Annotated in this window: 20 protein-coding genes; 16 read left to right on the top strand and 4 right to left on the bottom strand. The window is 70.5% G+C overall.

Annotated elements, in window-relative coordinates; all coding sequences use genetic code 11:
• Positions 1-290 precede the first annotated feature (290 nt).
• The 4 genes from AB0D34_RS37030 to AB0D34_RS37015 all read left to right on the top strand — a co-directional run bounded on the left by AB0D34_RS37030 (position 291) and on the right by AB0D34_RS37015 (position 10,163).
• On the top strand, positions 291-1,079 hold the full coding sequence (locus AB0D34_RS37030) for an ABC transporter ATP-binding protein (protein ID WP_362669946.1): 789 nt from the start codon (positions 291-293) through the stop codon (positions 1,077-1,079).
• Positions 1,076-3,655 (top strand): FtsX-like permease family protein, encoded by a 2,580-nt coding sequence (locus tag AB0D34_RS37025; RefSeq protein WP_362669944.1) that lies wholly within the window; start codon positions 1,076-1,078, stop codon positions 3,653-3,655. Before AB0D34_RS37030 ends, AB0D34_RS37025 begins: the two co-directional genes overlap by 4 nt.
• A 373-nt stretch (positions 3,656-4,028) precedes the next feature.
• Positions 4,029-7,559, top strand: coding sequence for a transcription-repair coupling factor (mfd, locus tag AB0D34_RS37020; protein ID WP_362669942.1), 3,531 nt, complete (start codon positions 4,029-4,031; stop codon positions 7,557-7,559).
• A gap of 204 nt (positions 7,560-7,763) precedes the next feature.
• Positions 7,764-10,163 carry a hypothetical protein gene (locus tag AB0D34_RS37015; RefSeq protein ID WP_362669939.1) on the top strand — a complete coding sequence of 800 codons (2,400 nt, stop codon included), beginning with the start codon at positions 7,764-7,766 and terminating at the stop codon, positions 10,161-10,163.
• A 19-nt stretch (positions 10,164-10,182) separates the two neighbouring features.
• Here AB0D34_RS37015 and AB0D34_RS37010 read toward each other — a convergent pair whose 3' ends face one another.
• Complete coding sequence (locus tag AB0D34_RS37010) at positions 10,183-10,779, bottom strand: TetR/AcrR family transcriptional regulator (RefSeq protein ID WP_362670059.1); 597 nt, start codon at positions 10,777-10,779, stop codon at positions 10,183-10,185.
• 143 nt (positions 10,780-10,922) lie between these two features.
• Here AB0D34_RS37010 and AB0D34_RS37005 point away from each other — a divergent pair, with 143 nt between their 5' ends.
• On the top strand, positions 10,923-11,828 hold the full coding sequence (locus tag AB0D34_RS37005; protein ID WP_362669937.1) for a hypothetical protein: 906 nt from the start codon (positions 10,923-10,925) through the stop codon (positions 11,826-11,828).
• A 17-nt stretch (positions 11,829-11,845) separates the two neighbouring features.
• The gene (locus tag AB0D34_RS37000; RefSeq protein ID WP_362669935.1) at positions 11,846-12,442 is read left to right on the top strand and encodes a nucleotidyltransferase family protein; all 597 of its coding nucleotides are present in this window, start codon (positions 11,846-11,848) and stop codon (positions 12,440-12,442) included.
• A 127-nt stretch (positions 12,443-12,569) separates the two neighbouring features.
• On the opposite strand, the gene AB0D34_RS36995 is transcribed toward AB0D34_RS37000, so the two are convergent.
• Positions 12,570-12,755 (bottom strand): antitoxin, encoded by a 186-nt coding sequence (locus AB0D34_RS36995; RefSeq protein WP_362669933.1) that lies wholly within the window; start codon positions 12,753-12,755, stop codon positions 12,570-12,572.
• 192 nt (positions 12,756-12,947) lie between these two features.
• Here AB0D34_RS36995 and AB0D34_RS36990 point away from each other — a divergent pair, with 192 nt between their 5' ends.
• A complete protein-coding gene (locus tag AB0D34_RS36990; protein WP_362670056.1) occupies positions 12,948-13,661 on the top strand; it encodes an HNH endonuclease family protein in 714 nt (237 codons plus the stop codon).
• Between the two features lie 52 nt (positions 13,662-13,713).
• A complete protein-coding gene (locus tag AB0D34_RS36985) occupies positions 13,714-14,457 on the top strand; it encodes a GNAT family N-acetyltransferase (RefSeq protein ID WP_362669931.1) in 744 nt (247 codons plus the stop codon).
• A 39-nt stretch (positions 14,458-14,496) separates the two neighbouring features.
• On the opposite strand, the gene AB0D34_RS36980 is transcribed toward AB0D34_RS36985, so the two are convergent.
• Both AB0D34_RS36980 and AB0D34_RS36975 read right to left on the bottom strand, forming a co-directional pair.
• Positions 14,497-15,291, bottom strand: a complete 795-nt coding sequence (locus AB0D34_RS36980) for a hypothetical protein (protein ID WP_362669928.1) — start codon at positions 15,289-15,291, stop codon at positions 14,497-14,499.
• A gap of 174 nt (positions 15,292-15,465) precedes the next feature.
• Positions 15,466-16,173: a hypothetical protein gene (locus AB0D34_RS36975; protein WP_362669925.1), complete on the bottom strand. Its 708-nt coding sequence runs from the start codon at positions 16,171-16,173 to the stop codon at positions 15,466-15,468.
• Positions 16,174-16,385: 212 nt separating this feature from the next.
• On the opposite strand from AB0D34_RS36975, the gene AB0D34_RS36970 reads away from it, so the two are divergent.
• The 8 genes from AB0D34_RS36970 (at position 16,386) to AB0D34_RS36935 (ending at position 26,517) form a co-directional block, all read left to right on the top strand.
• A complete protein-coding gene (locus tag AB0D34_RS36970; protein WP_362669922.1) occupies positions 16,386-18,662 on the top strand; it encodes an N-6 DNA methylase in 2,277 nt (758 codons plus the stop codon).
• 94 nt (positions 18,663-18,756) lie between these two features.
• Positions 18,757-19,344, top strand: a complete 588-nt coding sequence (locus AB0D34_RS36965) for a hypothetical protein (protein WP_362669919.1) — start codon at positions 18,757-18,759, stop codon at positions 19,342-19,344.
• A gap of 38 nt (positions 19,345-19,382) precedes the next feature.
• Entirely contained in the window at positions 19,383-20,876 is a 1,494-nt protein-coding gene (locus AB0D34_RS36960) for a serine/threonine-protein kinase (protein ID WP_362670053.1), read from the top strand.
• Between the two features lie 142 nt (positions 20,877-21,018).
• Positions 21,019-21,855 (top strand): glycoside hydrolase domain-containing protein, encoded by an 837-nt coding sequence (locus AB0D34_RS36955; protein ID WP_362669916.1) that lies wholly within the window; start codon positions 21,019-21,021, stop codon positions 21,853-21,855.
• A gap of 155 nt (positions 21,856-22,010) precedes the next feature.
• Positions 22,011-22,658, top strand: a complete 648-nt coding sequence (locus AB0D34_RS36950; RefSeq protein WP_362669913.1) for a SurA N-terminal domain-containing protein — start codon at positions 22,011-22,013, stop codon at positions 22,656-22,658.
• Between the two features lie 113 nt (positions 22,659-22,771).
• Positions 22,772-23,791: a nucleoside triphosphate pyrophosphohydrolase gene (locus tag AB0D34_RS36945; protein WP_362669911.1), complete on the top strand. Its 1,020-nt coding sequence runs from the start codon at positions 22,772-22,774 to the stop codon at positions 23,789-23,791.
• A gap of 155 nt (positions 23,792-23,946) precedes the next feature.
• Complete coding sequence (locus AB0D34_RS36940) at positions 23,947-25,314, top strand: cytochrome P450 (protein ID WP_362669908.1); 1,368 nt, start codon at positions 23,947-23,949, stop codon at positions 25,312-25,314.
• A gap of 192 nt (positions 25,315-25,506) precedes the next feature.
• Positions 25,507-26,517, top strand: a complete 1,011-nt coding sequence (locus AB0D34_RS36935; RefSeq protein WP_362669906.1) for a transglycosylase family protein — start codon at positions 25,507-25,509, stop codon at positions 26,515-26,517.
• Positions 26,518-26,653 lie beyond the last annotated feature (136 nt).

Genomic DNA, 26,653 nt, shown 5'->3' with positions numbered 1-26,653 from the left:
CGGTGGACTGCCCCTAGGGGTATCTCCGTACTACGGCTGGGGGCGGGTTCGTACCGCCGGAGGAGGAGACGGGCCACGGTCCGTCCTTAACCTGGCTTTACGCCGTTGGGGAGCGGCAGGGGGAGGTCGACCGGATCCGCGGGGGTGGGGTTTTCCCCCGTAGAAGAGGGTGCTGAGCACCAGCGCGGCGGACCCTCTCGCGGGACCAGACTGAACGCCGTACCCGAGCAATCGAACCGATCGCCCCAGCGGTCGGCTGTTCATCCAATGACCGACATAGGAGACATACCGTGACATCGGCTGTGACCATCACCAGGCACGGGGGCACTGGCGGGCGTACGGCCGTTGCCGCGCGGGCGCGGCAGGTCGTCAAGGCGTACGGGTCCGGCGAGACCCGCGTCGTCGCCCTCGACCATGTGGACGTGGACATCGCGCGAGGACAGTTCACCGCGATCATGGGCCCCTCGGGGTCCGGCAAGTCCACCCTCATGCACTGCCTCGCCGGACTCGACACCGTGACGAGCGGTCAGATCTATCTGGACGACACCGAGATCACCGGCCTGAAGGACAAGAAGCTCACGCAGCTGCGCCGGGACCGGGTCGGGTTCATCTTCCAGGCGTTCAACCTGCTTCCGACGCTCAACGCGCTCGAGAACATCACGCTGCCCATGGACATCGCGGGCCGTAAGCCCGACAAGCAGTGGCTCGCCAGGGTCGTCGACACCGTGGGGCTCGCACAGAGGCTCAAGCACCGGCCCACCCAGCTCTCCGGCGGACAGCAGCAGCGCGTCGCCGTGGCCCGCGCCCTGGCCGCCCGGCCCGAGATCATCTTCGGTGACGAGCCGACCGGAAATCTCGACTCGCGCGCGGGCGCCGAGGTTCTGGGCTTCCTGCGCAAGTCCGTCGACGAGCTCGGGCAGACCATCGTGATCGTCACGCACGACCCGGTGGCCGCCTCGTACTCGGACCGGGTGCTGTACCTCGCCGACGGCCGGATCGTCGACGAGATGTACAAGCCGACCGCCGAGGCCGTCCTGGACCGCATGAAGGACTTCGACGCCCGGGGGCGCACGTCATGACCGTCATGAAGACCTCGATGCGCAACTTCTTCGCGCACAAGGGACGCATGGCCCTGTCGGCCGTCGCCGTCCTGCTGTCGGTCGCCTTCGTCTGCGGGACGCTGGTGTTCACCGACACCATGAACACCACCTTCGACAAGCTCTTCGCGGCCACGTCCTCGGACGTGACGGTGAGCGCCAAGGGCGCCTCCGACAGCGGCGAGACCACCTCGGACAACGGCAAGCCGCCGGTCATGCCGGCCTCCGTGCTGACCAAGGTGCGCGAGGCGCAGGGCGTGAAGTCGGCGGAGGGGACCGTCTTCTCGACCTCGGTGACCGTGGTGGACGCCGACAAGGACAGCCTCTCGCCGTCCGGCGGCGGCCCGACCATCGTCGGCAGCTGGAACGGCAACGACGCCCGCACCATGAAGATCACCTCCGGTACGGCGCCGAAGAACTCCGGCCAGGTCATGGTCGACAAGGACACCGTCGACAAGCACCACCTGAAGCTCGGTGACGAGATCGGTGTGATCAGCGCCGTCGGCACGCACACCGCGAAGATCTCCGGAGTCGCCGAGTTCCAGGTCACCAACCCCGGTGCGGCGATCTTCTACCTGGACACGAAGACCGCCCAGGAGGCGCTGGTCGGCGCGACGGGCGTCTTCACGAACGTCAACGTCACGGCCGCCTCCGGTGTCACCGACACCCAGCTGAAGACGAACGTCGCGGCCGAGGTGGGCGGCGGCTACAAGGTGCAGACGGCCAAGGAGACCGCCGACGCCAACCAGAAGGACGTCGAGGGCTTCATGAACGTCATGAAGTACGCGATGCTCGGCTTCGCCGGGATCGCCTTCCTCGTCGGCATCTTCCTGATCATCAACACCTTCTCGATGCTCGTCGCGCAGCGCACCCGCGAGATCGGCCTCATGCGGGCGATCGGGTCCTCGCGCAAGCAGGTCAACCGGTCCGTGCTGGCCGAGGCGCTCCTCCTGGGCGTGTTCGGGTCGGTGCTCGGGGTCGGCGCGGGCGTCGGGCTCGCGATCGGGCTGATGAAGCTCATGGGCTCCATGGGCATGAACCTGTCGACCAGCGATCTGACCGTCGCCTGGACGACCCCGGTGGTCGGCCTGCTGCTCGGCGTGGTCGTCACCGTCCTCGCCGCCTGGCTGCCGGCCCGCCGCGCGGGCAAGGTCTCGCCGATGGCCGCCCTGCGCGACGCCGGTGCCCCCGCCGACGCCAAGGCGGGCCGCATACGGGCCCTGGTGGGCACCGTCCTGACCGGCGGCGGCGCCTACGCCCTCTACCTCGCCGCCGAGGCCGACAAGGCCAAGGAGGGCTCCTCGTGGCTCGGCCTCGGCGTGGTGCTCTCCCTGATCGGCTTCGTCGTGATCGGCCCGCTCCTCGCCGGTGGCGTGGTGCGCGTCCTGGGCGCGGTCGTCCTCAGGGTGTTCGGTCCGGTGGGCCGCATGGCCGAGCGCAACGCCCTGCGCAACCCGCGCCGTACGGGAGCGACCGGCGCCGCCCTGATGATCGGCCTCGCGCTGGTCGCCTGTCTGTCGGTCGTCAGCTCGTCCATGGTCGCCTCGGCCACGGACCAGCTCGACAAGACGGTCGGCACGGACTTCATCATCCAGTCCGACAGCGGGCAGCTGATCACCCCGGCGGCTGTGAAGGCCGTCAAGGACACGCCGGGTCTTGAGCGGGTCACCGAGTACAAGATCACGGAGGCCGACTACACGACCCCCGACGGCAAGACGCTCAAGAACACCGACATCACTGCGGCCGACCCGACGTACGCGACCGACCTGCAGACCAAGACGGTCGCCGGAAAGCTTGCCGACGCCTACCAGCCCGACTCGATGTCCGTGCACGAGAGGTTCGCCAAGGAGCACGGCATCCGCCTGGGCTCGAAGATCAAGGTGGCGTTCGACGACGGTGCCACCGCGAACCTGACGGTGCGGGCCATCACCAGCAGCGACGGAATCATCGACGCGGGCTCCAAGTACATCTCCATCGCCACGCTCGCCAAGTACGTGCCGGCCGACAAGATGCCCCTCGACCAGCTCGTCTTCGCCTCGGCGAAGGAGGGGCAGACGGACGCCGCGTACAAGTCCCTGAAGTCGGCGCTGCACGACTACCCGCAGTACACCGTGCGCGACCAGAGCGACTACAAGGAAGCCCTCAAGGACCAGATCGGGCAGCTCCTGAACATGATCTACGGCCTTCTGGCCCTCGCGATCATCGTCGCGATCCTGGGTGTCGTGAACACCCTGGCGCTCTCGGTGGTCGAGCGGACCCGGGAGATCGGCCTGATGCGGGCGATCGGCCTCTCGCGGCGCCAGCTGCGGCGGATGATCCGCATGGAGTCGGTGGTCATCGCCCTCTTCGGGGCACTGCTCGGCCTGGGCCTCGGCATGGGCTGGGGCGCGACCGCCCAGAAGCTCCTCGCCCTGGAGGGCCTGAAGGTCCTGGAGATCCCCTGGCCGACGATCGCGGCGGTCTTCGTCGGATCGGCCTTCGTGGGCCTGTTCGCCGCCTTGATCCCGGCGTTCCGGGCGGGCCGGATGAACGTCCTGAAGGCGATCGCGACCGAGTAGCCACCCTGGGGACGGGGGAAACGCCCGGCGCCGAGAAGTCACGGGGGACTTCTCGGCGCCGGGTTCGTGCTTTTCAGTCCGTCTGGGGGCACCCCCTCTGGGGGCGCAGCCCCAGGAACGGGGTCGAAGGGGCAGCGCCCCTGGGGATGGGACGGGTAGGGGCGGCGGGGGCGAGAAAACCGCGGGCCCGCCCCCGCACCCGTTCCGTGGAAACGGAGCCTGTGGAAAACGGACCCGGCGGAAAACCGGCGTTATCCACAGCCCCCGCACCGGCCGCCGCCGCGTCGTACGCTGGAGACCCCCCGGCCGGTCACCGCGTCGGGCCCTTCGCGTTGCCCACCCCCCAGACACCCCCCGGACGGAAGCCGCCAGAATGAGCCTGCACGGTCTGCTCGACGCCGTCGTCAAGGACCCCGCCCTCGCGGAAGCGATCGCGGCCGCCCAGGACAGCAACCGGATGCACGTCGACCTGGTCGGTCCCCCGGCTGCCCGCCCCTTCGCGGTCGCCGCCCTCGCGCGCGAGGCGGGCCGGCCGGTGCTCGCGGTGACGGCGACCGGCCGGGAGGCGGAGGACCTGGCCGCGGCCCTGCGCTCCCTGCTCCCGCCGGAGGGGGTCGTGGAGTACCCGTCCTGGGAGACCCTCCCGCACGAGCGCCTCAGCCCCCGCAGCGACACCGTCGGCCGCCGTCTGGCCGTCCTGCGGCGCCTGGCCCACCCCCGACCCGACGACCCCGAGACCGGCCCGGTCTCCGTGGTCGTCGCGCCCGTACGCTCCGTGCTCCAGCCGCAGGTCAAGGGCCTCGGCGACCTGGAACCGGTCGCCCTGCGGACGGGACAGACCGCCGACCTGAACACCATCGTGGAGGCCCTCGCCGCGGCCGCCTACGCGCGTGTGGAACTCGTCGAGAAGCGCGGCGAGTTCGCCGTTCGGGGCGGCATCCTGGACGTCTTCCCGCCCACCGAGGAACACCCCCTGCGCGTCGAGTTCTGGGGCGACGACGTCGAGGAGATCCGCTACTTCAAGGTCGCCGACCAGCGCTCCCTGGAGGTCGCCGAACACGGCCTGTGGGCCCCGCCCTGCCGGGAACTGCTCCTGACGGACGACGTACGGTCACGCGCGCGTGCCCTCGCCGAGCAGCACCCCGAGCTGGGCGAGCTGCTGGGCAGGATCGCCGAGGGGATCGCCGTGGAGGGCATGGAGTCCCTGGCGCCGGTGCTCGTCGACGACATGGAGCTCCTGATCGACGTCCTGCCCAAGGGCGCCATGGCCGTCGTATGCGATCCGGAGCGGGTACGCACGCGTGCGTCCGATCTCGTCGCGACCTCGCAGGAGTTCCTCCAGGCCTCCTGGGCGGCCACCGCGGGCGGCGGCGAGGCGCCCATCGACGTCGGCGCGGCCTCCCTGTGGTCCATCGCCGACGTCCGGGACCGCGCGCGCGAACTGGACATGATGTGGTGGTCGGTGTCGCCGTTCGCCGCGGATCTCGAACTGGAGGCGGACACCCTCAAGCTCGGCATGCACGCGCCCGAGACCTACCGCGGCGACACCGCCAAGGCCCTCGCCGACACCAAGGGCTGGCTCGCCGACGGCTGGCGCGCGGTCTTCGTGACCGAGGCCCACGGACCGGCCGCCCGTACCGTCGAGGTGCTGGGCGGCGAGGGCGTCGCGGCCCGCCTCGACTCCGACCTCGGGGAGATCTCCCCGTCCGTCGTGCACGTGGCGTGCGGCTCGATCGAGTACGGCTTCGTCGACCCGTCGCTCAGACTCGCCGTCCTGACCGAGACCGACCTGACCGGGCAGAAGGCGGCCGGCAAGGACGGCGCCCGGATGCCCGCCAGGCGCCGCAAGACGATCGACCCGCTCACCCTGGAGACGGGCGACTACATCGTCCACGAACAGCACGGCGTCGGCCGCTACATCGAGATGGTCCAGCGGACCGTGCAGGGCGCCACGCGTGAGTACCTCGTCGTCGAGTACGCCCCCGCCAAGCGCGGCCAGCCCGGCGACCGCCTCTACATCCCCACCGACCAGCTGGAACAGATCACCAAGTACGTCGGTGGCGAGGCGCCCACCCTGCACCGGCTCGGCGGCGCCGACTGGACCAAGACCAAGGCGCGCGCGAAGAAGGCCGTCAAGGAGATCGCCGCCGACCTGATCAAGCTGTACAGCGCGCGGATGGCGGCCCCGGGGCACACCTTCGGACCGGACACCCCGTGGCAGCGCGAGCTGGAGGACGCCTTCCCGTACGCGGAGACCCCCGACCAGCTGACCACCATCGCCGAGGTCAAGGAGGACATGGAGAAGTCGGTTCCCATGGACCGCCTGATCTGCGGCGACGTCGGCTACGGCAAGACGGAGATCGCCGTACGGGCCGCCTTCAAGGCCGTCCAGGACGGCAAGCAGGTCGCGGTCCTCGTCCCGACCACCCTGCTGGTGCAGCAGCACTTCGGGACGTTCTCCGAGCGGTACTCGCAGTTCCCGGTGGTCGTGAAGGCGCTCAGCCGCTTCCAGACGGACACCGAGGCGAAGGCCACCCTGGAGAGCCTGCGCGAGGGCTCCGTGGACGTCGTCATCGGCACCCACCGGCTGTTCTCCTCCGAGACCAAGTTCAAGGACCTCGGGCTGGTCATCGTCGACGAGGAGCAGCGTTTCGGCGTCGAGCACAAGGAGCAGCTGAAGAAGCTGCGGGCCAACGTCGACGTGCTGACCATGTCGGCCACCCCGATCCCGCGCACGCTGGAGATGGCGGTCACCGGCATCCGCGAGATGTCGACGATCACGACGCCCCCGGAGGAGCGCCACCCGGTGCTCACCTTCGTGGGGCCGTACGAGGAGAAGCAGATCGGCGCGGCCATCCGTCGTGAACTGCTGCGCGAGGGCCAGGTCTTCTACATCCACAACCGTGTCGAGTCGATCGACCGGGCGGCCGCGCGTCTGCGGGAGATCGTCCCCGAGGCACGCATCGCGACCGCGCACGGCCAGATGTCGGAGCAGGCGCTGGAGCAGGTCGTCGTCGACTTCTGGGAGAAGAAGTTCGACGTCCTCGTGTCGACCACGATCGTCGAGTCCGGCATCGACATCTCCAACGCGAACACGCTGATCGTGGAGCGCGGCGACAACTTCGGCCTCTCGCAGCTGCACCAGCTGCGCGGCCGGGTCGGCCGTGGCCGCGAGCGCGGCTACGCCTACTTCCTCTACCCCCCGGAGAAGCCGCTGACGGAGACGGCTCACGAGCGGCTCGCGACCATCGCCCAGCACACCGAGATGGGCGCGGGCATGTACGTGGCGATGAAGGACCTGGAGATCCGGGGAGCCGGAAACCTCCTCGGCGGTGAGCAGTCCGGGCACATCGCGGGCGTCGGCTTCGACCTGTACGTCCGCATGGTCGGCGAGGCCGTCGCGGACTACCGGGCCTCCCTGGAGGGCGGTGTCGAGGAGGAGCCGCCGCTGGAGGTCAAGATCGAGCTGCCGGTCGACGCGCACGTCCCGCACGACTACGCGCCGGGCGAGCGGTTGCGTCTGCAGGCCTACCGCGCGATCGCCTCGGTCAACACCGAGGAGGACGTCAAGGCCGTACGCGAGGAACTCGTCGACCGCTACGGCAAGTTGCCCGAGCCGGTCGAGAACCTCCTCCTGGTCGCCGGTCTCCGGATGCTGGCACGCGCGTGTGGCGTCGGCGAGATCGTCCTCCAGGGCACCAACATCCGCTTCGCACCGGTCGAGTTGCGGGAGTCGCAGGAACTGCGTCTCAAGCGGCTGTACCCGGGAACCGTCATCAAGCCGGCTGTGCACCAGGTACTGGTGCCGCGGCCGAAGACGGCGAAGGTGGGGGGGAAGCCGTTGATGGGGCGGGAGTTGCTCGGGTGGACCGGAGAGTTCCTGGCTTCGATCCTGGGCTCGTAGGGCTCGTAGGGCTCGTAGGGTCCGGAGGGTCCGGAGGGTCCGGAGGGTCCGGAGGAATCGCAAGGGGGCGTCGATTCCGGTGTCGTGAGGGCCGTCACCCTTGTGGGTGACGGCCGGTAGCGCCTTTCTTGACACCGGCAGGACCGGCTCCCATGGTTGACGCAACGGCGCCTGCCTGGCGCCCCGTTCATTCCAGGGGGAGGAATGAACAGTGTCGTCTTCGGCAATCTCAGCGTCACTCTCACCGACCGGCGCGGGGCCCGTCTCACGCGCCTGCCGCTGCGCACACCCGACCCCCGGCTCGTACGGCTCCCGCACGGGCCGGGCGTCTCCGCGCCGCCGTTCGTCGTCGGCCGTGAGGAACAGTCGGCCCTCGTCCGCAGGGCGGTCCGGGAACGGGGCGCGGTGGAGTTCACCGGCCCCTGCGGCGCGGGAAAGACCACGCTGCTGAGGAACGCGGCGACCGTCGGTGGATGCTACGTGCGCGTCGCCGGCACCGAACTGGAGGACCTCCTCCAGGACTTGATGCGGCAGTTCTACGTCTATCCCGGACCCGACGGTGTACGGCTGAGCACGGAGCAGTGCGCTCGGGCGCTCGGGTACGTCACCGGAGCCGTCGTACTCGACGACGTGTCCCTCACTCCCGAACAACTCGACTACCTGCGCAGGGTGTTGCCGGGCTGTTCGCTGGTGATCGGGGCAACGACACCGGTGCTCGGCACCCTGGGGACCTCACAGCGGCTGCCGGGGCTGCCGGAAGCGGCGGCGGTGGCTCTGCTCTCGCGCGAGCTGGGCCGCTACATTCCACACCCCGAGATGGCCGCCGTACGACGCCTGGTGGCCGCTGTCGGCGGACAGCCGCTGCAGCTGCGGCAGGCGGGCGCACTGGTTCGGTTCGACGGCCGTTCCTTCGCCGAACTCGCCGCTCGGGCGGAGTCCGACCCGGGGGCGCTGGACGAGCTGAGCATCTCGGCCGTCGGCCCCCAGGCCAAGCGTGCGCTGGCGGTGCTCGCGCTGGTGGGCGGTGCGCTGCTGCCCGGAGCGCTGGTCGCTCAGATGGCCGACATCGCGTATGTCGCCGAGACCCTGGAGTCGCTGTCGGCGCGCGGTCTGGCCGAACAGGCGGAGGACCGCTTCGGGTTGCCGGTCTGCAAGTCCGAGTCCTACCGGACCATCCTGTACCACTACGTCGGACTGGCCTCCGCGCTGCGCTCGTTGGGCGACTGGCTGGCCTCCGGGGACCTCGCTGGACAGGAGGCGCGCGGGGCTGTCGACGCGGCGCTGAGCCTGCTCGGCATCGCGGCCGAGCAGCGCCAGTGGCAGGCGGTCGTCCGGCTGGCGACGGTCGTCGAGCGGGTGCTGTTCGTCCAAGGGCACTGGCAGGCATGGCAGAACACCCTTGCGCAGGGGATCACCGCCGCGCAGGCGGCCGGGGACAGCGCCGCCGAGGCGTACTTCACCCATCAGCAGGGCGTCCAGCACTTCCTCCACGACCGCGTGGAGCATGCCCGACGGCTGTTGCGACGGGCGCTCGACCTCCGTACCCAAGGGGGAGACATGGCGGGCGCGGCGGTCACCCAGGCCAACCTGGCCCTGCTGGAACCGCCTCCGCTGCCGCCGATGCCTCCGGCGCCCCCGACCGTGTCCGGGGCCGCGCACTCCCGGCGGTTGGTGATGGCGGCGGTCGCCGGGGTGGTGGCGGTGCTGGTGGGGGGAACGGCGATCGTGCAGGCGGTCGGTGGGGGAGGGGGTGGCGACGGAGGGAGTGGCGGCGGCTCGTCTTCCGTGGGGTCTTCGGGGGTCGGGGGGACCGACAGCAGTGGCGGTACGACAACGGGTGAGACCACGACGGGCCAGACCACGACAGGGCAGACCACGACAGGGCAGACCACCGGTGAAACCACGACGGGCCAGACCACGACAGGCCGGACGACCGGTGAAACCACGACTGGCCGGACCACGACAGGAAACGGCGGGACGCCCATCACGCTCTCCGGGCCCGTCATCACCCCGGCCGCGCATGACTTCGGGCTGACGCCCACCTACCCGTCCGTGGAGGCGCCGGTGGCGGAATTCCAGATCACCAACCCCAACGACGAGGCCATCGATCTCGGCCGCGCGACCGTCCCCGGCGAGAGCGGTTTCTCGTACGCGGACGGCACCTGCTCGGACCGGTTGGGGGCCAACGAATCCTGCACGGTGTCCGTCGAGTTCGCGCCGAGCCGCACAGGGCCCGGCAGCGATCAGCTCACGATCACGTCCGGAGGGAGGTCGTACACGGCCGGACTGACCGGTACGGGATTCGCGTCGCTCACGGTCCGGACCACCGGGGCGTCCGACCGTACGGTCACGATCACGGACAGTCTGACCGGAGAGGACTGCGCGATGAAGGCCGATCTCGACATCGACAATCCCGACCCGGGCACACCGTGCGTGTTCCAGATCTCGGACAGCGGACAGACGTTGACCGCCTCCATCTCGGACAGCGGTTTCCGCTTCCTGGGATGGTCGGGTGCCTGTGTGAGTGACACCGACTCCTGCGAGCCGGTCCTGAGCCGGAGCGGTGAGGCGACGGTGACCTACGCCGCTCGTCCACCCCGCTGAAGCGGTTCGGAGCCGCTGCTCAGATGCTTCGGAACAACGTGTTCGCCAGGGTCCGGAACACCTCCTCGGGATCCCGGTCGCCGACCGCGCCGTCCAGGTTGTGACCGAGGAGCAGCGTGGCGAAGCCGTGGGCCAGGGACCAGGCGGCGACACCCGCCAGGCGGCTGTCGATGCCGAACTCCTCCGCTCGCACGGCCGCGACCGTGGTGCGCAGGGCGTCGGCGGCGAGGGCGCGGGCCGTGGCCAGTTCGAGGTCGTCGGCGCGCAGCAGCTCGGGCGTGAACATCACCTGGAAGTGGGCCGGTTGCTCGCGGGCGAAGCGCACGTAGCGCACGCCCGCGTCCTTGAGATCCGAGGCCTCGGCGAGGGCGGCCGCGAGCAGCCCGAAGCCTTCGGCGGCGATCGCCGTGAGGAGTCCGGTGCGGTCCTTGAAGTGGTGGGCGGGGGCCGCGTGCGAGACACCGGCGCGGCGGGCGAGGTCGCGCAGGCTCAGCCCGGCGGGGCCGGCGTCGGCGATGACGTCGAGCGCGGCGGTGAGGATCGCCTGGCGGAGGTCGCCGTGGTGGTAGGGGCGGCCGGAGTCAGGCCCCTCGGGCTTCGGGTTCCGGTCGTTCATGTTCCGGGCTTTCGGCTTCTTGGATTCCGCAGGTGCCATGGTCAGCAGCGTACGCCCGAACTAGGCATTGACAAGTTCGGAGGGGCAGGGTAATCTAGTCAGTGTCAAGTTCGGTGTGGGGTGCGATGTGACGGGGGTTGCTCATGACGAGGTACGACGACGGAATCGGTGTGGGTGCTGTGGGAGCTGTGGAGCTGACTCGCGTACGCCAGCTCTGGCACCTTCTGGAGCCCCTGCACGCGGTGCTCTACTACGCGCCGGCGGTCTTCGAAGAGGCCGCGGCGCTCGGGTACGACACGAAGGAGCGCTGGCCGAGCTACTTCCCCCTGCGTGCCGCACCGTTGGGGCCGGTGGGTGCCGAGCGCGTGACCTCCGCCTTCTACAGCTTCAGCCCACGCATGGTCGCCGAGCACATCGACTCCGCGTGGGCGACCGCCGACCCCGCCGCGGTGCTGGCGGCGAGGTCGAGGGGCATCGACCGGGCCTACCGCGCGATATTCGGCGACCGCGTCGACGGCCCCGAGCTGGCGGAGGCCGCCGCCCTCGCCCGGCGGGCCGCGGAATCGGTGAACACCGCGGGCCGCCCACTCGCCGCGGCCAACGCCGAGGTGGAGTGGCCCGAGGCTCCCCACCTCCAGCTGTGGCAGGCGGCGACGATCCTGCGTGAGCACCGCGGTGACGGCCACCTCGCGGCCCTGCTCGTGGCCGGCCTCGACCCGGTCGAGTCGCTGGTCTCCTTCGCCGCGATCGGTGCCGCGTCCGTGGAGCGCTTCGCGAGCCGCGGCTGGAGTGCGGCGGAATGGGAGTCCGCGCGGGAGCGTCTGACGGTGCGTGGCCTGGTCGACGAGAGCGGCGCGGCCACGGACGCAGGCCGCGACCTCCGGCACCGCGTGGAACACCACACCGACCAACTCGCGGCTGCCCCATGGCAGTTGCTCGGTTCGCAGCACACCGCTCGGCTCGCGGACCTGCTCGGCGACTTCTGGGTCGCGGTGCTGTCCTCCGGGCTGCTCCCGTCGGAGACCACGCTGGGCATAGGCAGGGTCTGAGGTGATATTCAGGACGGATGTCAGGCCGACTTCCTCTCGCGGAACAACTGGACGCGTTCCGTTCCGTCCTCGGCCGGAACGAGATACTGACCGAGGTGATGACCAGGACGGCGACGCTTGACCTGCCCGGCTGGTACGTGACGGCAGGCTGCCTGTTCCAGACCGTGTGGAACGTGGTCACCGGCAGACCACCGGCCCAGGGCATCCGTGACTACGACGTCTTCTACTTCGACGCCACCGACCTCTCCTGGGAGGCCGAGGACGCCGTGATCCAGGCGGGGCAGGAGGTCTTCGCCGGCCTGCCGGCCGAGGTGGAGATCCGCAACGAGGCCCGGGTGCACCTCTGGTACGAGCAGAAGTTCGGGGTGCCCTGCCCGCCGTACGACTCCACGGAGTCCGCCATCGACCGCTTCGCCGCGACGACCTGCTGTCTGGGTGTGCGGCTGGAACCCGGCGGCAAGTGGCGCGTCTACGCACCCCACGGGCTGTCCGACGTCTTCAACCTCGTGGTCCGTCCCAACCCGGTGCTCGCCCCGAGGCAGGTCTACGAGGCCAAAGCCGCGCGCTGGAAGGGGGAATGGCCGGAGCTCACCGTGCTGCCGTGGCCGACCTGACCCTTCCGGAGTGCCGAAGCCGCCCGCGGGAGGCAAAGCTCCGCGGACGGCCTCGGTTCAGCGTGTGGTGGGGGAGTCCGCTCGGGCCGTGCCCGGCGGGTCCGGTGTCCTCCGTGGGTCTTCGGTCCTACGGCTGTTCGGGCCTGTCGCGATCCATGCCGAGCGACCTTTCGATCTTCTGCTGTGCGTCGTCGACCTGGCTCTCGTGCTTGTTGCCCGTCCTGTCGTTGACCTTGCGTTCCGCCATGTCGGACATGTCCTTGGTCTTGTCCTGCATCTGGCGGTTGCTCTTGAACCTGTCGAAGATGCCCATCCAGAGCTCCTTCCGGAGGCGACTCAGGAATGACGATACGGCCGCTATGTCCGTGATGCCCAGTCGAGTGGGCGGTGGTCTGGACCTCATGAATGCCGCGGTGCGCCCGCTCGCTACGGTGTGCGCGAGGCCGTACGAGGGAAGGCGCTCCCTGCGGGGGCGGACCGGGTTGCAAGGGGAGGGGCGCACGTGATGCGTCTGAGGGGCGGGGCCGCGGCCGCCGTCGTGCTGGTGTTCGCCGTGGCCGGGTGCAAGGCGGAGACGACCGCGGGGTCCGGAGGACCGGAGGAGACCGGGGGATCGGGTGCGGCCCTCACCGCCGCCGAGTCCCTCACCGTGAAGGGGCGGGCGCCCAGGACGGGGTACGACCGCGACAGGTTCGGCACCGCGTGGGCGGACACCGACTCCAACGACTGCGACACCCGCGACGACATACTCAAACGCGACCTGGAGGACGTGAAGTTCACCGGCGGCGACTGCAAGGTGTCCTACGGCGTGCTGGAGTCGGACCCTTACTCCGGCAAGGAGGTGACCTATCGGCGGGGCCGCAGCCAGGTCGACATCGACCACGTGGTCGCGCTCTCCGACGCCTGGCAGAAGGGCGCCAAGTACTGGGTCCCCAGCAAACGCATAGCTCTCGCCAACGACCCCCTCAACCTCCTCGCTGTCGACGCGAGCACCAACCGTTCCAAGGGCGACGGCGACACGGCGACTTGGCTGCCGCCCAACAAGGCGTACCGGTGCACGTATGTGGCCGCCCAGGTGGCCGTGAAGAAGAAGTACGACCTGTGGGTCACGTCCGCCGAGAAGTCCGCGATGGAGAAGGTCCTTACGGGCTGCCCCGGACAGAAGCTGCCGACCGGCGGCAACCCGACGGCGGCACCGCCGCGGTTCCACGCGGACTGAGGGCGCTGGAAATGCGCTTTCCGGTGGGCGGGGCCGCGCCTACGGTGACCGCATGGAGCTGAAGGTATCGAGTCTCGCCGAGCGTCCCGAGACGCGGGAGCGCGTCCTCGACATGGCCAACAGCTGGCCGGAGTTCGTGACCGAGGATCCCGTGGGCAACGCCCACTACGGACGGATCTCCGGTGAACTCCCCGAGTACGTGCTGTTCGCCGAGGACGAGCGGGGCGAGATCGTCGCGCACGCCCACAGCGTGCCCTTCGCCTTGCATGTCGAGGGCCGCGGTGAACTCCCCGACCGGGGCTGGGACGAGGTGCTGGTGTGGGCCTTCAGTGACCTGCGCAGCGGAGTGCGGCCCGACACCGTCAGCGCGATCTCGGTCGTCGTCGATCCGCGTCTCCAGGGCCACGGCCTGTCCGCCCGGATGCTCTCGGCGATGCGTGACAACGCCCGCGCCCACGGCTTCGGCGAGGTCGTCGCCCCCGTCCGCCCCAGCGGCAAGCACCTGGAACCGCACACCCCGATGCGGGAGTACGCCTACCGGGTACGCCCCGACGGCCTGCCGTACGACCCCTGGCTGCGCGTCCACGCCCGGGCCGGCGCCGCCGTCCACGCGGTGGCCCCGGCCTCCATGACGGTCTCCGGCTCGCTGGAGCAGTGGCGCCGCTGGACCGGACTGCCCTTCGACACCCATGGAGACATCGAGGTGCCCGGGGCGCTGGTGCCGGTGCGGTGCGAGCCGGAGCGCGGCTACGCGGTGTACGTCGAGCCCAACGTGTGGATGCGGCACGCCCTTTGAGCGTTCCGCATCCACTGCCGAGGTGTCGGTCCCGGTCGCTCAGCCGCCCAGGGCGTCGAGGTCCAGGATCTGCCCGGCCGGCTTCTGCGTGGGGACCGGCTCGTCGAAGTCGCTGAAGGTGACCGACCCCTGGTCGGCGCCGGCCGTGCTGTCGATCCGCAGCAGATACGGCTTGCCCTCGGTGGCGACGTACAGCGTGTAGCGGTCCTTGCCGTCCTTCTCGTGCAGCGTGATCGCCTCCGCCCCGTCGACGGTGGTCGTCTTCCCGCGGCTCGCGTCGGAGTTGCCGTCCTCGGCGCCGTCGAGCACCGCGCCCAGGTCGCAGAAGTCCTCGAACTCCTTGGCGTCCGCGCCCGTCGCCTTGGTCTTGGTCCACTTCCCGGCCAGCATGGCCACGGCCGCGTCGGTGTCCGCCTTCGACTCGCCCTCGCTCTGCTCGCGCAGGAGCGCCTCGTCGAACTTCATGTACACGAGGTCGCCGGTCTTGATCAGCTCGGCCTTGCCCTTGCCGCCCATGCCGATCGTGCCGGCGCACTCGCCCTTCTTGTTCAGGAGTACGTCGAGGCTGATGGTGCCGCCGCTCTCGTCGTCGGGGATGTCGCCCTTCATGCGCAGCGAGGAGGCGCCGGTCGTCGCCTGCGTGGCCCGGTCCGCTATCTCGCCGCCGGTCAGCCCGGCGAACGGTTCCTTCTTCGCGGCCGACGCGCTCGGCTCGGCGGACGCGCTGGACGCGCTCGTCCCGTTGTCCGCCGTGTCCTGGCCCGGCTGGCAGCCGGTGAGTCCTGCGGCGGCCGTGGCGGCGATGCAGAGAGCGGCAAGTGCGGTACGACGCATGGTGATTCCTTGGTGGGGAGGGGATGCGGTGAGATGAGGAAGTGGGGCGCGAGGGGCTGAGGCCCGTCGCGCCGGGCGCGGCGGTGCCGTACGGCGGCACGCGCCGGAGTGTGCGGGGAGAGCGGCGGGGCGGGGCGGTTCGACCGGACGCTCGGGTCGCCCTGGGCGGCCGGCTCAGCCGGTCTTCGTCCAGTCCTTGCAGCCGGCCGTCTTGAAGTACCCGTCCGAGGCGCTGATCCTGACGACGGCCGTGCCGTTGACGTTGTCGTTCGCCAGAATCGAGTCGAGGCCCTGCTCGGCGTCCTTGGTGCGCTCCCAGTAGCAGGAATCGTCAGTGTTGCCGGTGGACTTGTAGGTGCCCGGGGCGATGTCGGCGCCGACTCTGAACATGCCGCCGCCGCCGGACATCTTGGTGGCGGGGGAGCCCTTCGCCTTCTCGTCGACCGTCTCCCAGTCGTTGCAGTCGCTCGACTTGAAGAGCTTGTCGGTGGCCTTGACGGTGACGTAACCGGTGCCGGTGACATTGTCGTTGGCCAGCAGCGAGTCCATCTCGCCCGAGGCGTCCTTGGCCCGCTCCCAGTAGCACATGCCGTCGCTGTTGCCGGTGGTGCGGTACGTGCCGGGCTTGACGTCCGAACCGACCTGGAAGTCGCCGTCCCCCGAGAACGCGGCCTTCTTCTCGGCGACCTCGACCTTGCCGGCGTCCTGGCTGCCCTTCTTGCCCCCGGACTCGCGCTCCGCGGACGCCGAAGAGCTCTTGCCGCCGCTGCTCGCGGTGTCACTGTCCCCGCTGCCTCCGTTGTCCCCGGCGTTCGCCGACACGACTCCGATGACGACGACTCCCACGACGGCGCCCAGCGCGATCTTGCCCTTCATGCCCATGGCTGTGTCCCCTCCCGACGCGGCGGCCGCCGTCCGTTTCGGCGGCCGCTCGTTCGCTGGGTCAATAAGAGCAGAGCCTGTGAACCGAGTCAACACGGTTCACAAGGACTCTCGCGTACACGGCCGTGAATGCGTAGATCTTGCATACGTCGGTATGCTCGGCGTCACAAGCCGGGCCCAGTGCCGGCGCGGTACGTCGAGGGGAGCGGGCGGTGCAGGACAACGCGACTGAGGTGACCGCCGCCGGTATTGCGCGGCTGGCCGGCGTGGGCCGCGCGGCCGTCAGCAACTGGCGCCGTCGGCACGCCGACTTCCCGAGACCCGTCGGCGGTACCGAGACCAGCCCCTCCTTCGCCCTGGCCGAAGTCGAGTCCTGGCTGCGCAAGCAGGGAAAACTCGCCGAGGTGCCCCTCCGGGAACGCGTCTGGCAACAACTCTCCGGCCATCCCGCGGGCCCGGTCACGGCACTCATCCACGCGGGCTGCGCCCTGCTGCTGATCCGCGACCGGCCGCCGGTCTGGCTGGACGTGAGCGCCGGCTCCGACGAACGCCTCGCGCAGCTGCTGCCGGGGGCGCTGAGGGAGGTGCTGACCCCGCGCTTCGGGACGGCGTCGGCCGTGAGCGCCCTGGATTCCGTGAACGCCCCTGGTGCCGTGGACACTTCGGATGCCGTGAACAGCCCGGGTGCCGTAAACACTCAGGATTCCGTGAACACCGGTGATCCCGTGACCACCTCGTCAGCGGTAAACACCCCGGGCAACGTGAACACCCTGGCCGCTGTGAACACACCCGGCACGGTTCACGCCCCGTCGGATGCCGCCAACCCCTCCGCTGTGAACGCCCCACCCCCCGTGAACACCCGAGTGGCGGTTCACGCCCCCACGACCCCCGAACTCCTCCCCTCCGCCGCCCTCCTGCGCGGCGCCGCCGAGCTGGCCGCCGAGCTGGGCGCCCGCCAGACCTTCGAGTTCCTCCTCGGTCGGCACCTCGACGCCAACCCGCGCCAGTACACGCTCACCCCCGCCGACCTGGCCGGTCTCATGGCCGACCTCGTCGGCCCCGCCCGCACCGTCCTCGACCCCGCCTGCGGCACCGGCGCCCTCCTGAGGGCCGCCGCCACCCGCCCCGACCAGGCGCTCCACGCCCAGGACAGCGCCCCCGAACTCGCGGCGCTCACCACGCTCAGGCTGGCCCTGCACACCTGGTCCACCGTGCGCGGCGCCGTCGGCGACACCCTGCGCGCAGACGCCTACCCCCGGCTGCACGCCGACGCCGTCCTGTGCCACCCGCCGTTCAACGAACGCAATTGGGGCCACGACGAACTCGCCTACGACCCCCGCTGGGAGTACGGCTTCCCGGCCCGCACCGAGTCCGAGCTGGCCTGGGTCCAGCACGCGCTCGCCCGACTCAAGGACGGCGGCGCCGGAGTCCTGCTCATGCCGCCCGCCGCCGCCTCCCGCCGCTCCGGCCGCCGTATCCGCGCCGACCTGCTGCGCCGCGGTGCCCTGCGCGCCGTGATCGCCCTGCCGGTCGGGGCGGCACCGCCGTACAACATCCCGCTGCACCTGTGGGTGCTGCGCCGGCCGGTGAAGGCGCCCGCGCAACCGGAGGTACTGCTCGTCGACGTGGGGCAGTTCGCGGGGGAGGGGCGCGGCGGGCCGGACTGGCGGGCCGTGCGCGAGACCGTCCTCGACGCCTGGCAGGCCTTCGGCCGGGCCGGCCGTTTCACCGAACGGCCCGGCCTGGCCCGCGCGCTGCCCGTCATCGAACTCCTCGACGACGACGTGGACCTGGCGCCCGCCCGCCACCTGCCGCCCCCCACGGCGGCCGACGGCGCCGAACAGCTCACGGCCGTACGCGAACGCCTGGGCGAGACCCTGCGCCTGACCGCCGACCTCACCCCGCCACGAGCGGCCACCGCGCACCCCGCGCGGTGGCCGCTCACCACCATCGGCGAACTCGCGCGCGGAGGCGCCCTGTTGCTGCGCACCGGCGGGAACGGCGGCCACGCGCGCGTGCCCGTTCTCACCGACCATGACGTCCTCTCCGGGTCCGACCCCTCAGGAACGCTGTCCGAGAGCGACGAGGAGGCCGTGCTGACGGAACCGGGCGACGTCGTCGTCCCGGTGATCGGCGGCGGCTCGGTCGCGCGCGTGATCGACGAGGCGACCGGGGGCGCCGCCCTGGGGCGCAACCTCGTGCTCCTGCGCCCCGATTCCGCGGCGCTCGACCCCTGGTTCCTCGCCGGCTTCCTGCGCGGCTCCGCCAACAACCGCCAGGCCAGCAGCTATGCCTCCACCGCGACCCGCCTGGACGTACGCCGACTTAAGCTGCCCCGGCTCCCGCTCGACGAACAGCGACGCTACGGCGAACGCTTCCGCGCGCTCGACGAGTTCGAGCGGGCGCTCAGGCACGCGGGCCGGCTCGGGGAGCAGCTCGTGCGCGGGATGTACGACGGACTCACCGACGGCACGGTGGCGCCCGACTGATCAGGACGACAACGGTTCGGTACAACCCGTGACCGCTTGTCGGTGTCGGCCTATACGCTCGAACCCCACATCGAATCCCGGTTCAGGAGCGTTCATGTACGGCCACGGCGCGGCGCCGCCCGCCCGCAGCTCGGGCACCGTCATCGTCTTGCGCGTGCTGTTCGCCGCCGCCGGCTTCCTCTCGTGCGGCCTGTTCGCCTGCGCTCCGCTGTTCCGGGTCGCCTTCCTGCGGGGGCGGCCGATCGACTGGGTGCTGTCCTGGGCGAGCCTTCCGCTGTCCATCGCGTGTTTCGCGGTGGTCGGCTCACTGCCGGAGACCGACCCCAAGACCGACATCGCCCTGTCGCTCGTCCTGCTCCTGGGGCTCTTCAGCAGCGCGTACTTCCTGGTGACGGACATCAGGATCCACCAGCAGCGCCGGTTCGTGGGCTATCCGCCGCCCCACGGTCCGACCGTCCACACGGGGTACGGCTATCCGCAGCCCGCGCCACCGCCGTACACGACGCTCGTGCCGCAACCGCAACCACCCGCGCCGCCCCAACCACCCGCGCCGCCCCAACGCCCCGCGCCCGCCCGCATCGACCAGGTGCGCGCCGAACTCGACGAGCTCAGCGACTACCTGCGCAAGCACGACAGCAACCACGACGGCGATCACAACGGCAACCATGAGGGCGGCAGGTGAGCGTGGCGACAGGGCGAGTCGTCGCCGGCCGCTACGAGCTGTCCACGCTCATCGGCCAGGGCGGCATGGGACAGGTGTGGACGGCCTACGACCAGCGGCTCGACCGGCGCGTGGCGGTGAAGCTGCTGCGCCCCGACAAGGTGGCAGGACAGGAGGCCGACGAACTGCGCCGCCGGTTCGTGCGCGAGTGCCGGGTCACCGCGCAGGTCGACCACCCGGGGCTCGTCACCGTGCACGACGCGGGCAGCGAGGGCGAGGAGCTGTTCCTCGTCATGCAGTACGTCGACGGCGCGGACCTCTCCGACCATCTCGCCGAGCACGACCCGTACCCCTGGCAGTGGGCGGTCGCGGTCGCCGCGCAACTGTGCGCCGTACTGAGCGCCGTGCACGCCGTGCCGATCGTCCACCGCGACCTCAAGCCGCGCAACGTGATGGTGAAGCAGGACGGCACGGTCACCGTCCTCGACCTGGGCGTGGCCTCGGTCATGGACACCGACACGACCCGCCTCACGCACACCGGTTCGCCCATCGGCTCGCCCGCCTACATGGCGCCCGAGCAGGCCATGGGCGGCGCGGTCGGCCCGTACACCGACCTGTACGCACTCGGCGTACTGCTGCACGAACTCCTCAGCGGAGACGTCCCGTTCGCGGGATCGACGGCGCTCGGCGTACTGCACCGGCACCTGTACGAGCCCCCACTGCCCGTGCGCCGCACCCGCCCCGAGGTCCCCGAGGCCCTGGAAGCGCTCGTCCTGCGGCTGCTCGCCAAGGACCCGCAGCACCGCCCGGCCTCCGCTCAGGACGTGTACGAGGACCTGGCACTGCTCCTGCCCGCGCGCGGGACGCCCACCGGAGCGCCCCTCGACCCGACGCGCCCCTTCCTGCGCCCGCACGCCCCCTGGCCGGACCGGGCGCGCACCCCCGCTCCCCAGCCCGCCCCGGTCACGCCCGTCCCCGAGAAGGCCGAGAAACCGGACGTCGCGCGCGCTGTCGACGAGGTCAAGCGGCTCCTCGGCGAGGGCCGTATCACCCAGGCCGTCGACATCCTCGGCGCGATCCTGCCCGCGGCCGCAGAACAGCACGGACCGCACTCACCGGTCGTACGCACCCTGCGCAAGCAGTACGCCGCCACCCTCATGGACGACGGCCAGTACCGGCGCGCCCTGCCCGAACTGCGCCGCCTCGCCGACGAACGCGCCGCCGAGGCGGGCCAGGCCGACCCGCAGTCCCTGCGCTTCCGCTACGACGCCGCCCAGTGCCTGGAACAGCTCGGTGAACCGGCGGCGGCACTGGCCGAATACCGCGCACTGCTGCCGTACTACGAGAACCAGTACGTGGCCGGCGGCCCCGAACTCGCCCATGACGTCCGCCGCCGCATCGGCCACCTCCTGCTCGCCCTCGGCGACCGCCCGGCCGCCCACGACACGCTCGCGCGACTCCTCCACGACGTGGAACGACTCCAGGGACCCGCGCACCCGCTCGCGGCGGAGGTCCGACGGACGCTGCAATGGCTGAGCCAGGTGCGCGGCTAGATTTTGCCGGGTGCTGAGGGAATCTTGTGATCCCAAGGAAGTTGTGTTTCCAAAACCCATGACCGACCCCGGATAGCTTTGCGCTTCGTTTCAGCCATGCAAGCCATGCACTGCACAGCACAACCAGGGGTGGGGTTCGTCCATGTCGTCCAGGTCCAGCCATCGTCAGTCGAAGAAGCGCAGATACGTCACCTGGGCCGTCGCCGGAGCAGCCGTCCTCGCCGGCGCCGGCCTCGCCGCGCAGACCTCGATGGCCGCGACCACCTGGCCCGCCCAGAAGACGTACACCGGACGCGCCTTCGACACCTGCGCCGCCCCCTCCCTGTCCGCGATGAAGGCCTGGCACGGCGGCCTCTACGGCGCCGCCGCCGTCTACGTCGGAGGCAAGAACCGCGGCTGCTCCCAGCCCAACCTCACCGCCTCCTGGGTCAAGTCGGTCAGCACCGTCGGCTGGAAGCTCATCCCGCTCTACGTCGGCGCCCAGCCGCCCTGCCAGAGCGGCTCCAACCCGGAGAAGCTCACCGCCTCCACCGCCGCCTCCCTGGGCGCGACGGACGGCGCGGACGCGGTCGCCAAGGCCGCCGCGCTCGGCATGAAGGTCGGCAGCCCGATCTTCCTGGACATGGAGGCGTACGACATCACGAACAAGTCGTGCAACGACGCCGTGCTCACCTATGTGCGCGCCTTCGACAAGACCCTGCGTGCCAAGACCTACCGCGCGGGCTTCTACGGCTTCACCAGCTCCAGCGCCAAGGCGATCGCCAACGCCACCGACAAGACCGACCTGCCGGGCAACCTCTGGTACGCGCTGTGGGACAAGCAGAACACCACGACGACGGACTGGCCGTTCGGCACCACCCAGTACACCGACCACAGCCGCGGTCACCAGTACCTGGTGAACAGCAAGGAGTCGCGGAACGGCTACACGATCACCGTGGACCGGGACGCCTGGGACGGGCCGGTGGCGATCACCGGCTGACGGCGGCACGCGCGTGTGCGTGCGGTGAGGGCGCGGCGGTGCCCGAAGTCCTGGTGAATCGTTGGTCGAATGGGTTGGCCAGAGCCGGTCCCCTGCCTACCATCGATCACCGCAAGACTTTGTGCACCGTCGCACAATCTCCTCGGGAGGCTTCCTTGCACCGCCGTCGTCGCACCGCGCTCGTCCTCTCCGCCGCCCTCGCCGCCGCGGCCCCCCTTCTCACCGCCTGCGGAAGCGACGCGCATCCCGGCGCGGCGGCCGTCGTCGGCGGCCAGCGGATCACCGTCGCGCAGCTGGAGAACCGGGTGACCGAGGTGCGCGACGCCCAGCGGGCGGCCGTCACGGACGAGGCTCAGTACGAGCAGGCCATCGCCAAGACCGGCACCCTCACCCGTGACGTCCTGCACGGCATGGTCCTCGACCAGGTGCTGCACCGGGCGGCCGAGGACGCGGGCGTGACCGTGACCCGCAAGCAGGTCCAGGAACTCCGCTCCGGCCTGGAGGAACAGGCCGGCGGCGCCAAGGGCCTGGAGTCGGCCTGGCTCCAGCAGTACGGCATCGCGCCCGAACGCCTCGACGACAACCTCCGCCTCCAGCTGGAGGCCCAGAAGCTCGCCGCCACCCTCGGCACCGACACCGGCGACGCCACCTTCTGGAACGCCCTCAGCAAGGCCTCCAAGGAACTCGACGTCGACCTCAACCCGCGCTACGGCACCTGGGACGTCAAGAAGAGCACCCGCGTCGACGCGAAGACGCCGTGGGTACGTGAGGTCACGGCGGCGGGGAGCGAGCAGCCGGCGTAGCGGGGCGGCGGCAACCGCCCACAGCACAGGTGGAAGATCATACGATCGCACCATCACTCCTGGCCTGTGGACAAACCGATCTCCCGGTCGGCGCCGTGCGTTAGCTTCGAACTGTGAACGCAACCGACCCCGAAGCCACCCCCGCCACCACACCCGGCCCCGGTCCCGAGACCGCCCCCGGCCGCATCGTCCTGCTCACCACCAGCCACCGCGTCGCCCCCGGGCTGTTGTCCTGGCCCGCCTGGCAGGCGCTGCACGCGTCGGACCGTGTGCTCTGCGCGGACGGGGCCCATCCCCAGCTCCCCTATCTGCGCGAGGCGGGGATACGGGTCGACGAGGCGTCCCCGACCGCCGAGGAACTGGTCGGGTCGTGTGCGGGCGGCCACACGGCGGTCGTCGTGGCCACGGGCGAGGGCGAGCCCGCCCTGACCGACGGCCTGGCACGCCTCGCCGGCTCCGGACGTGTGCAGATGCCCGAGCTGGAGCTGCTCCCCGCCTCCTACGACCTGCCGGGCGCCCGCCTGCTCGACCTCGTGCAGGTCATGGACCGCATCCGCGCCGAGTGCCCGTGGTCCTCCCAGCAGACCCACAAGGGCCTGGCGAAGTACGGCATCGAGGAGGCCTACGAACTCGTCGAGGCCATCGAGGAGGGCGACCGCGACGAACTCCGCGAGGAACTCGGCGACGTCCTGCTCCAGGTGATCTTCCACTCCCGTATCGCCGAGGACGACCCGGAGGCCCCCTTCTCCATCGACGACGTCGCCGGCGGCATCGTCGCCAAGCTCATCCACCGCCACCCGCATGTCTTCGGCGACGAGACGGCCACCACCCCCGAGGAGGTCAAGGCGCACTGGCTGCGCACCAAGGCGATAGAGAAGCAGCGCACCTCGGTGACCGAAGGCATCCCCCTCGGCCAGCCGGGCCTGGCCCTCGCCGCCAAGCTCGCCTCCCGCGTCCGCACGGCAGGCCTGGAGGTCCCCCTCCCGACCACTGAAGGCATCGGCTACGAACTCCTCGCCCTGGCCACCCACGCCGAGGCGCAGGGCATCGACCCGGAGGCAGCACTGAGGGCGGCGGCACGGGCTTACCGGGACGCGATCCGGGAGGTCGAGGCCGCCCACACCGCCGGATAGCGTCGCCGCCGACCCCGCCGACCCCGCCGACCCCGCCGACCCCGCCGACCCCGCCGACCCCGCCGACCCCGTCGACCCCGTCGCCGCCGATCCCGCCGACCCCGCCCGCACCGCCGGATAGCGTCGCCGCCGATCCCGCCGGATAACGTCAAGGAGTGACCGACCAGCCCGCCCCCACCGAGGCGACCCCCACCGAGGCGACCCCCACCGAGGCGACCCCCACCGAGGCGACCCCCACCGAGGCGACTCCCACCGAGGCGACTCCCACCCCCTCGGCTCCCACCCCCGAGCTCTTCTCCTGGGAGTTCGCCACCGACCCCTACCCCGCCTACGCCTGGCTCCGCGAGCACGCCCCCGTCCACAAGACCCGGCTGCCCAGCGGTGTGGAGGCCTGGTTGGTCACCCGGTACACCGAGGCCAAGCAGGCTCTCGCCGACCAGCGGCTCAGCAAGAACCCGGCGCACCACGACGAGCCCGCCCACGCCAAGGGCAAGACCGGCATCCCGGGGGAGCGCAAGGCCGAGTTGATGACGCATCTGCTGAACATCGACCCGCCGGACCACACCAGGCTCCGACGGCTCGTCAGCAAGGCGTTCACGCCCAGGAGAGTCGCCGAGTTCGCGCCGCGGGTGCAGGAGTTGACCGACCGTCTCATCGACGGGTTCGCGGAGAAGGGTTCAGCCGACCTCATCCACGAGTTCGCCTTCCCGCTCCCCATCTACGCGATCTGCGACCTGCTCGGCGTCCCGCGCGAGGACCAGGACGACTTCCGGGACTGGGCGGGCATGATGATCCGGCACGGCGGAGGCCCTCGGGGCGGCGTCGCACGGTCGGTCAAGAAGATGCGCGGCTATCTCTCCGACCTGATCCACCGCAAGCGCGAGGCCCTGTCCGACGAGTCGACCCCCGGCGAGGACCTCATCTCCGGGCTGATCCGCGCCTCCGACCACGGCGAGCACCTCACCGAGAACGAGGCCGCGGCCATGGCCTTCATCCTCCTGTTCGCAGGTTTCGAGACCACGGTCAACCTCATCGGCAACGGCGTCCACGCCCTGCTCACCCACCCCGAGCAGCGGAACCGGCTCCAGGAGTCCCTGGCCAGGCGGGAAAGGGACCTTCTGGAGACGGGCGTAGAAGAACTCCTCCGTTACGACGGCCCCGTCGAGCTGGCCACCTGGCGGTTCGCCACCGAGCCCCTGCGGATCGGCGGGCAGGACATCGCGGCCGGAGACCCCGTGCTCGTCGTGCTCGCGGCGGCGGACCGGGATCCGGAGCGGTTCGCCGACCCCGATGTCCTGGACGTGTCCCGCCGTGACAATCAGCACCTCGGTTACGGCCACGGCATCCACTACTGCCTCGGGGCTCCACTCGCCCGTCTGGAGGGTCAGACCGCGCTGGCCACGCTCCTCACCCGTCTCCCGGATCTGCAACTCGCGGTGGATTCAAGTGATTTGCGCTGGCGTGGTGGGCTCATCATGCGTGGACTGCGCACTTTGCCCGTGGAGTTCACGCCCGTCCGGTAATCGGCCGAAGGGTCCGGGCTATCCCCGTGCGGGGCCGCGTAAACATGACGCGCCCTCAAGTCTGTGATCTTCACGTGATCTACGCGGCATTAACTTGTGACAAGTGATCGAACCCCTATACGTTCACGGACCAGCGCGGTGCCCCGTACCACTCGCCGCGCGGGTTTCTGCTGTCTTGGGAAAGGTCCCCGCATGCTCTCCGGGAACGGTCGTCACCGTCGCCCCCGTCAGGCTCCGGCTCTCCTTGTGGCGGCCGGTGTGACGGGATCCGCCATCGCGATCCCACTGCTCGCGGCTAGCGGAGCGAGCGCCGCCACCGGCACCACCTGGGACCGGGTCGCGGAGTGCGAGAGCGGTGGCTCCTGGAGCGCGAACGACGGCAACGGCTACTACGGCGGCCTGCAGGTGTCCCAGGAGAACTGGGAGAAGTACGGCGGCCTCGAATACGCCGAGACCGCGGACCAGGCCAGCCGCAACCAGCAGATAGCCGTGGCCGAGAAGCTCCTCGCGGACCAGGGCATCGCCGCGTGGCCGACCTGCGGTCTGCTCTCCGGCCTCAGCAAGGACTCGAGTTCGGCCGACGTCGACACGGGTGTGGGGAGCGGGACGCCCTCGTCCTCGGCATCCGGTTCGTCGCAGTCGTCCCGATCGTCCGGTTCATCCGTCTCTTCCGATTCCTCGAACTCGTCGGGCGCCGAGGACTCTCCCGGTCTGCTCGACTCGCTGGACGGTTCGTCCGCGACGCCCTCGCCGTCGGCTTCTCCGTCGACCGGTGATGACGAATCCGCCAAGTCGGACAAATCCAACTCTCCTGATCCCGAGAGCTCCGCCAGGGAAGACTCGCAGTCCTCCGACGGCTCGCCCGTGGTGAGCGCAGAAGAGGATGAAGCGGACAAGTCGTGGCAGGAGGGCGGCTCTTCGGCCCTCGTCGATGTCGGCGCCCTCGGCTCCGGCAAGCACCGCGGCACCAGCGCGGACGAGGGTGCGGACAAGAGCCTGTCGACGAAGAGCGCGGCCTCCTCCGCCGGCCGTCATGCCGCCGCCACCTACACCGTCCGCGCGGGCGACTCCCTCGCCTCCATCGCCGACTCCCTTGGCCTCGACGGCGGGTGGCGGGCCCTCTATGCCGAGAACAAGGACCGCATCGGGGCCGACCCGAGCAACATCGTCGCCGGTCAGACGCTCGACACAGGGGCTGAATAGGGTCGAAAAGACCTGAAAAACAGCGGCAGTTCACGTCACACTTCGCACCGAATGTCCACTTTGGTGAAAGTGTGGGATGAGTCTCAGAAGCCCTGATCGTCTTTGAAATTCCGCCGAGCGCATGTCTACGGTCAAC

The sequence above is a fragment of the Streptomyces sp. NPDC048420 genome, assembly GCF_040651535.1.
In the GTDB taxonomy this organism is placed as follows: Bacteria; Actinomycetota; Actinomycetes; order Streptomycetales; family Streptomycetaceae; genus Streptomyces.
This window is presented reverse-complemented; position numbering and strand designations above follow the sequence as displayed.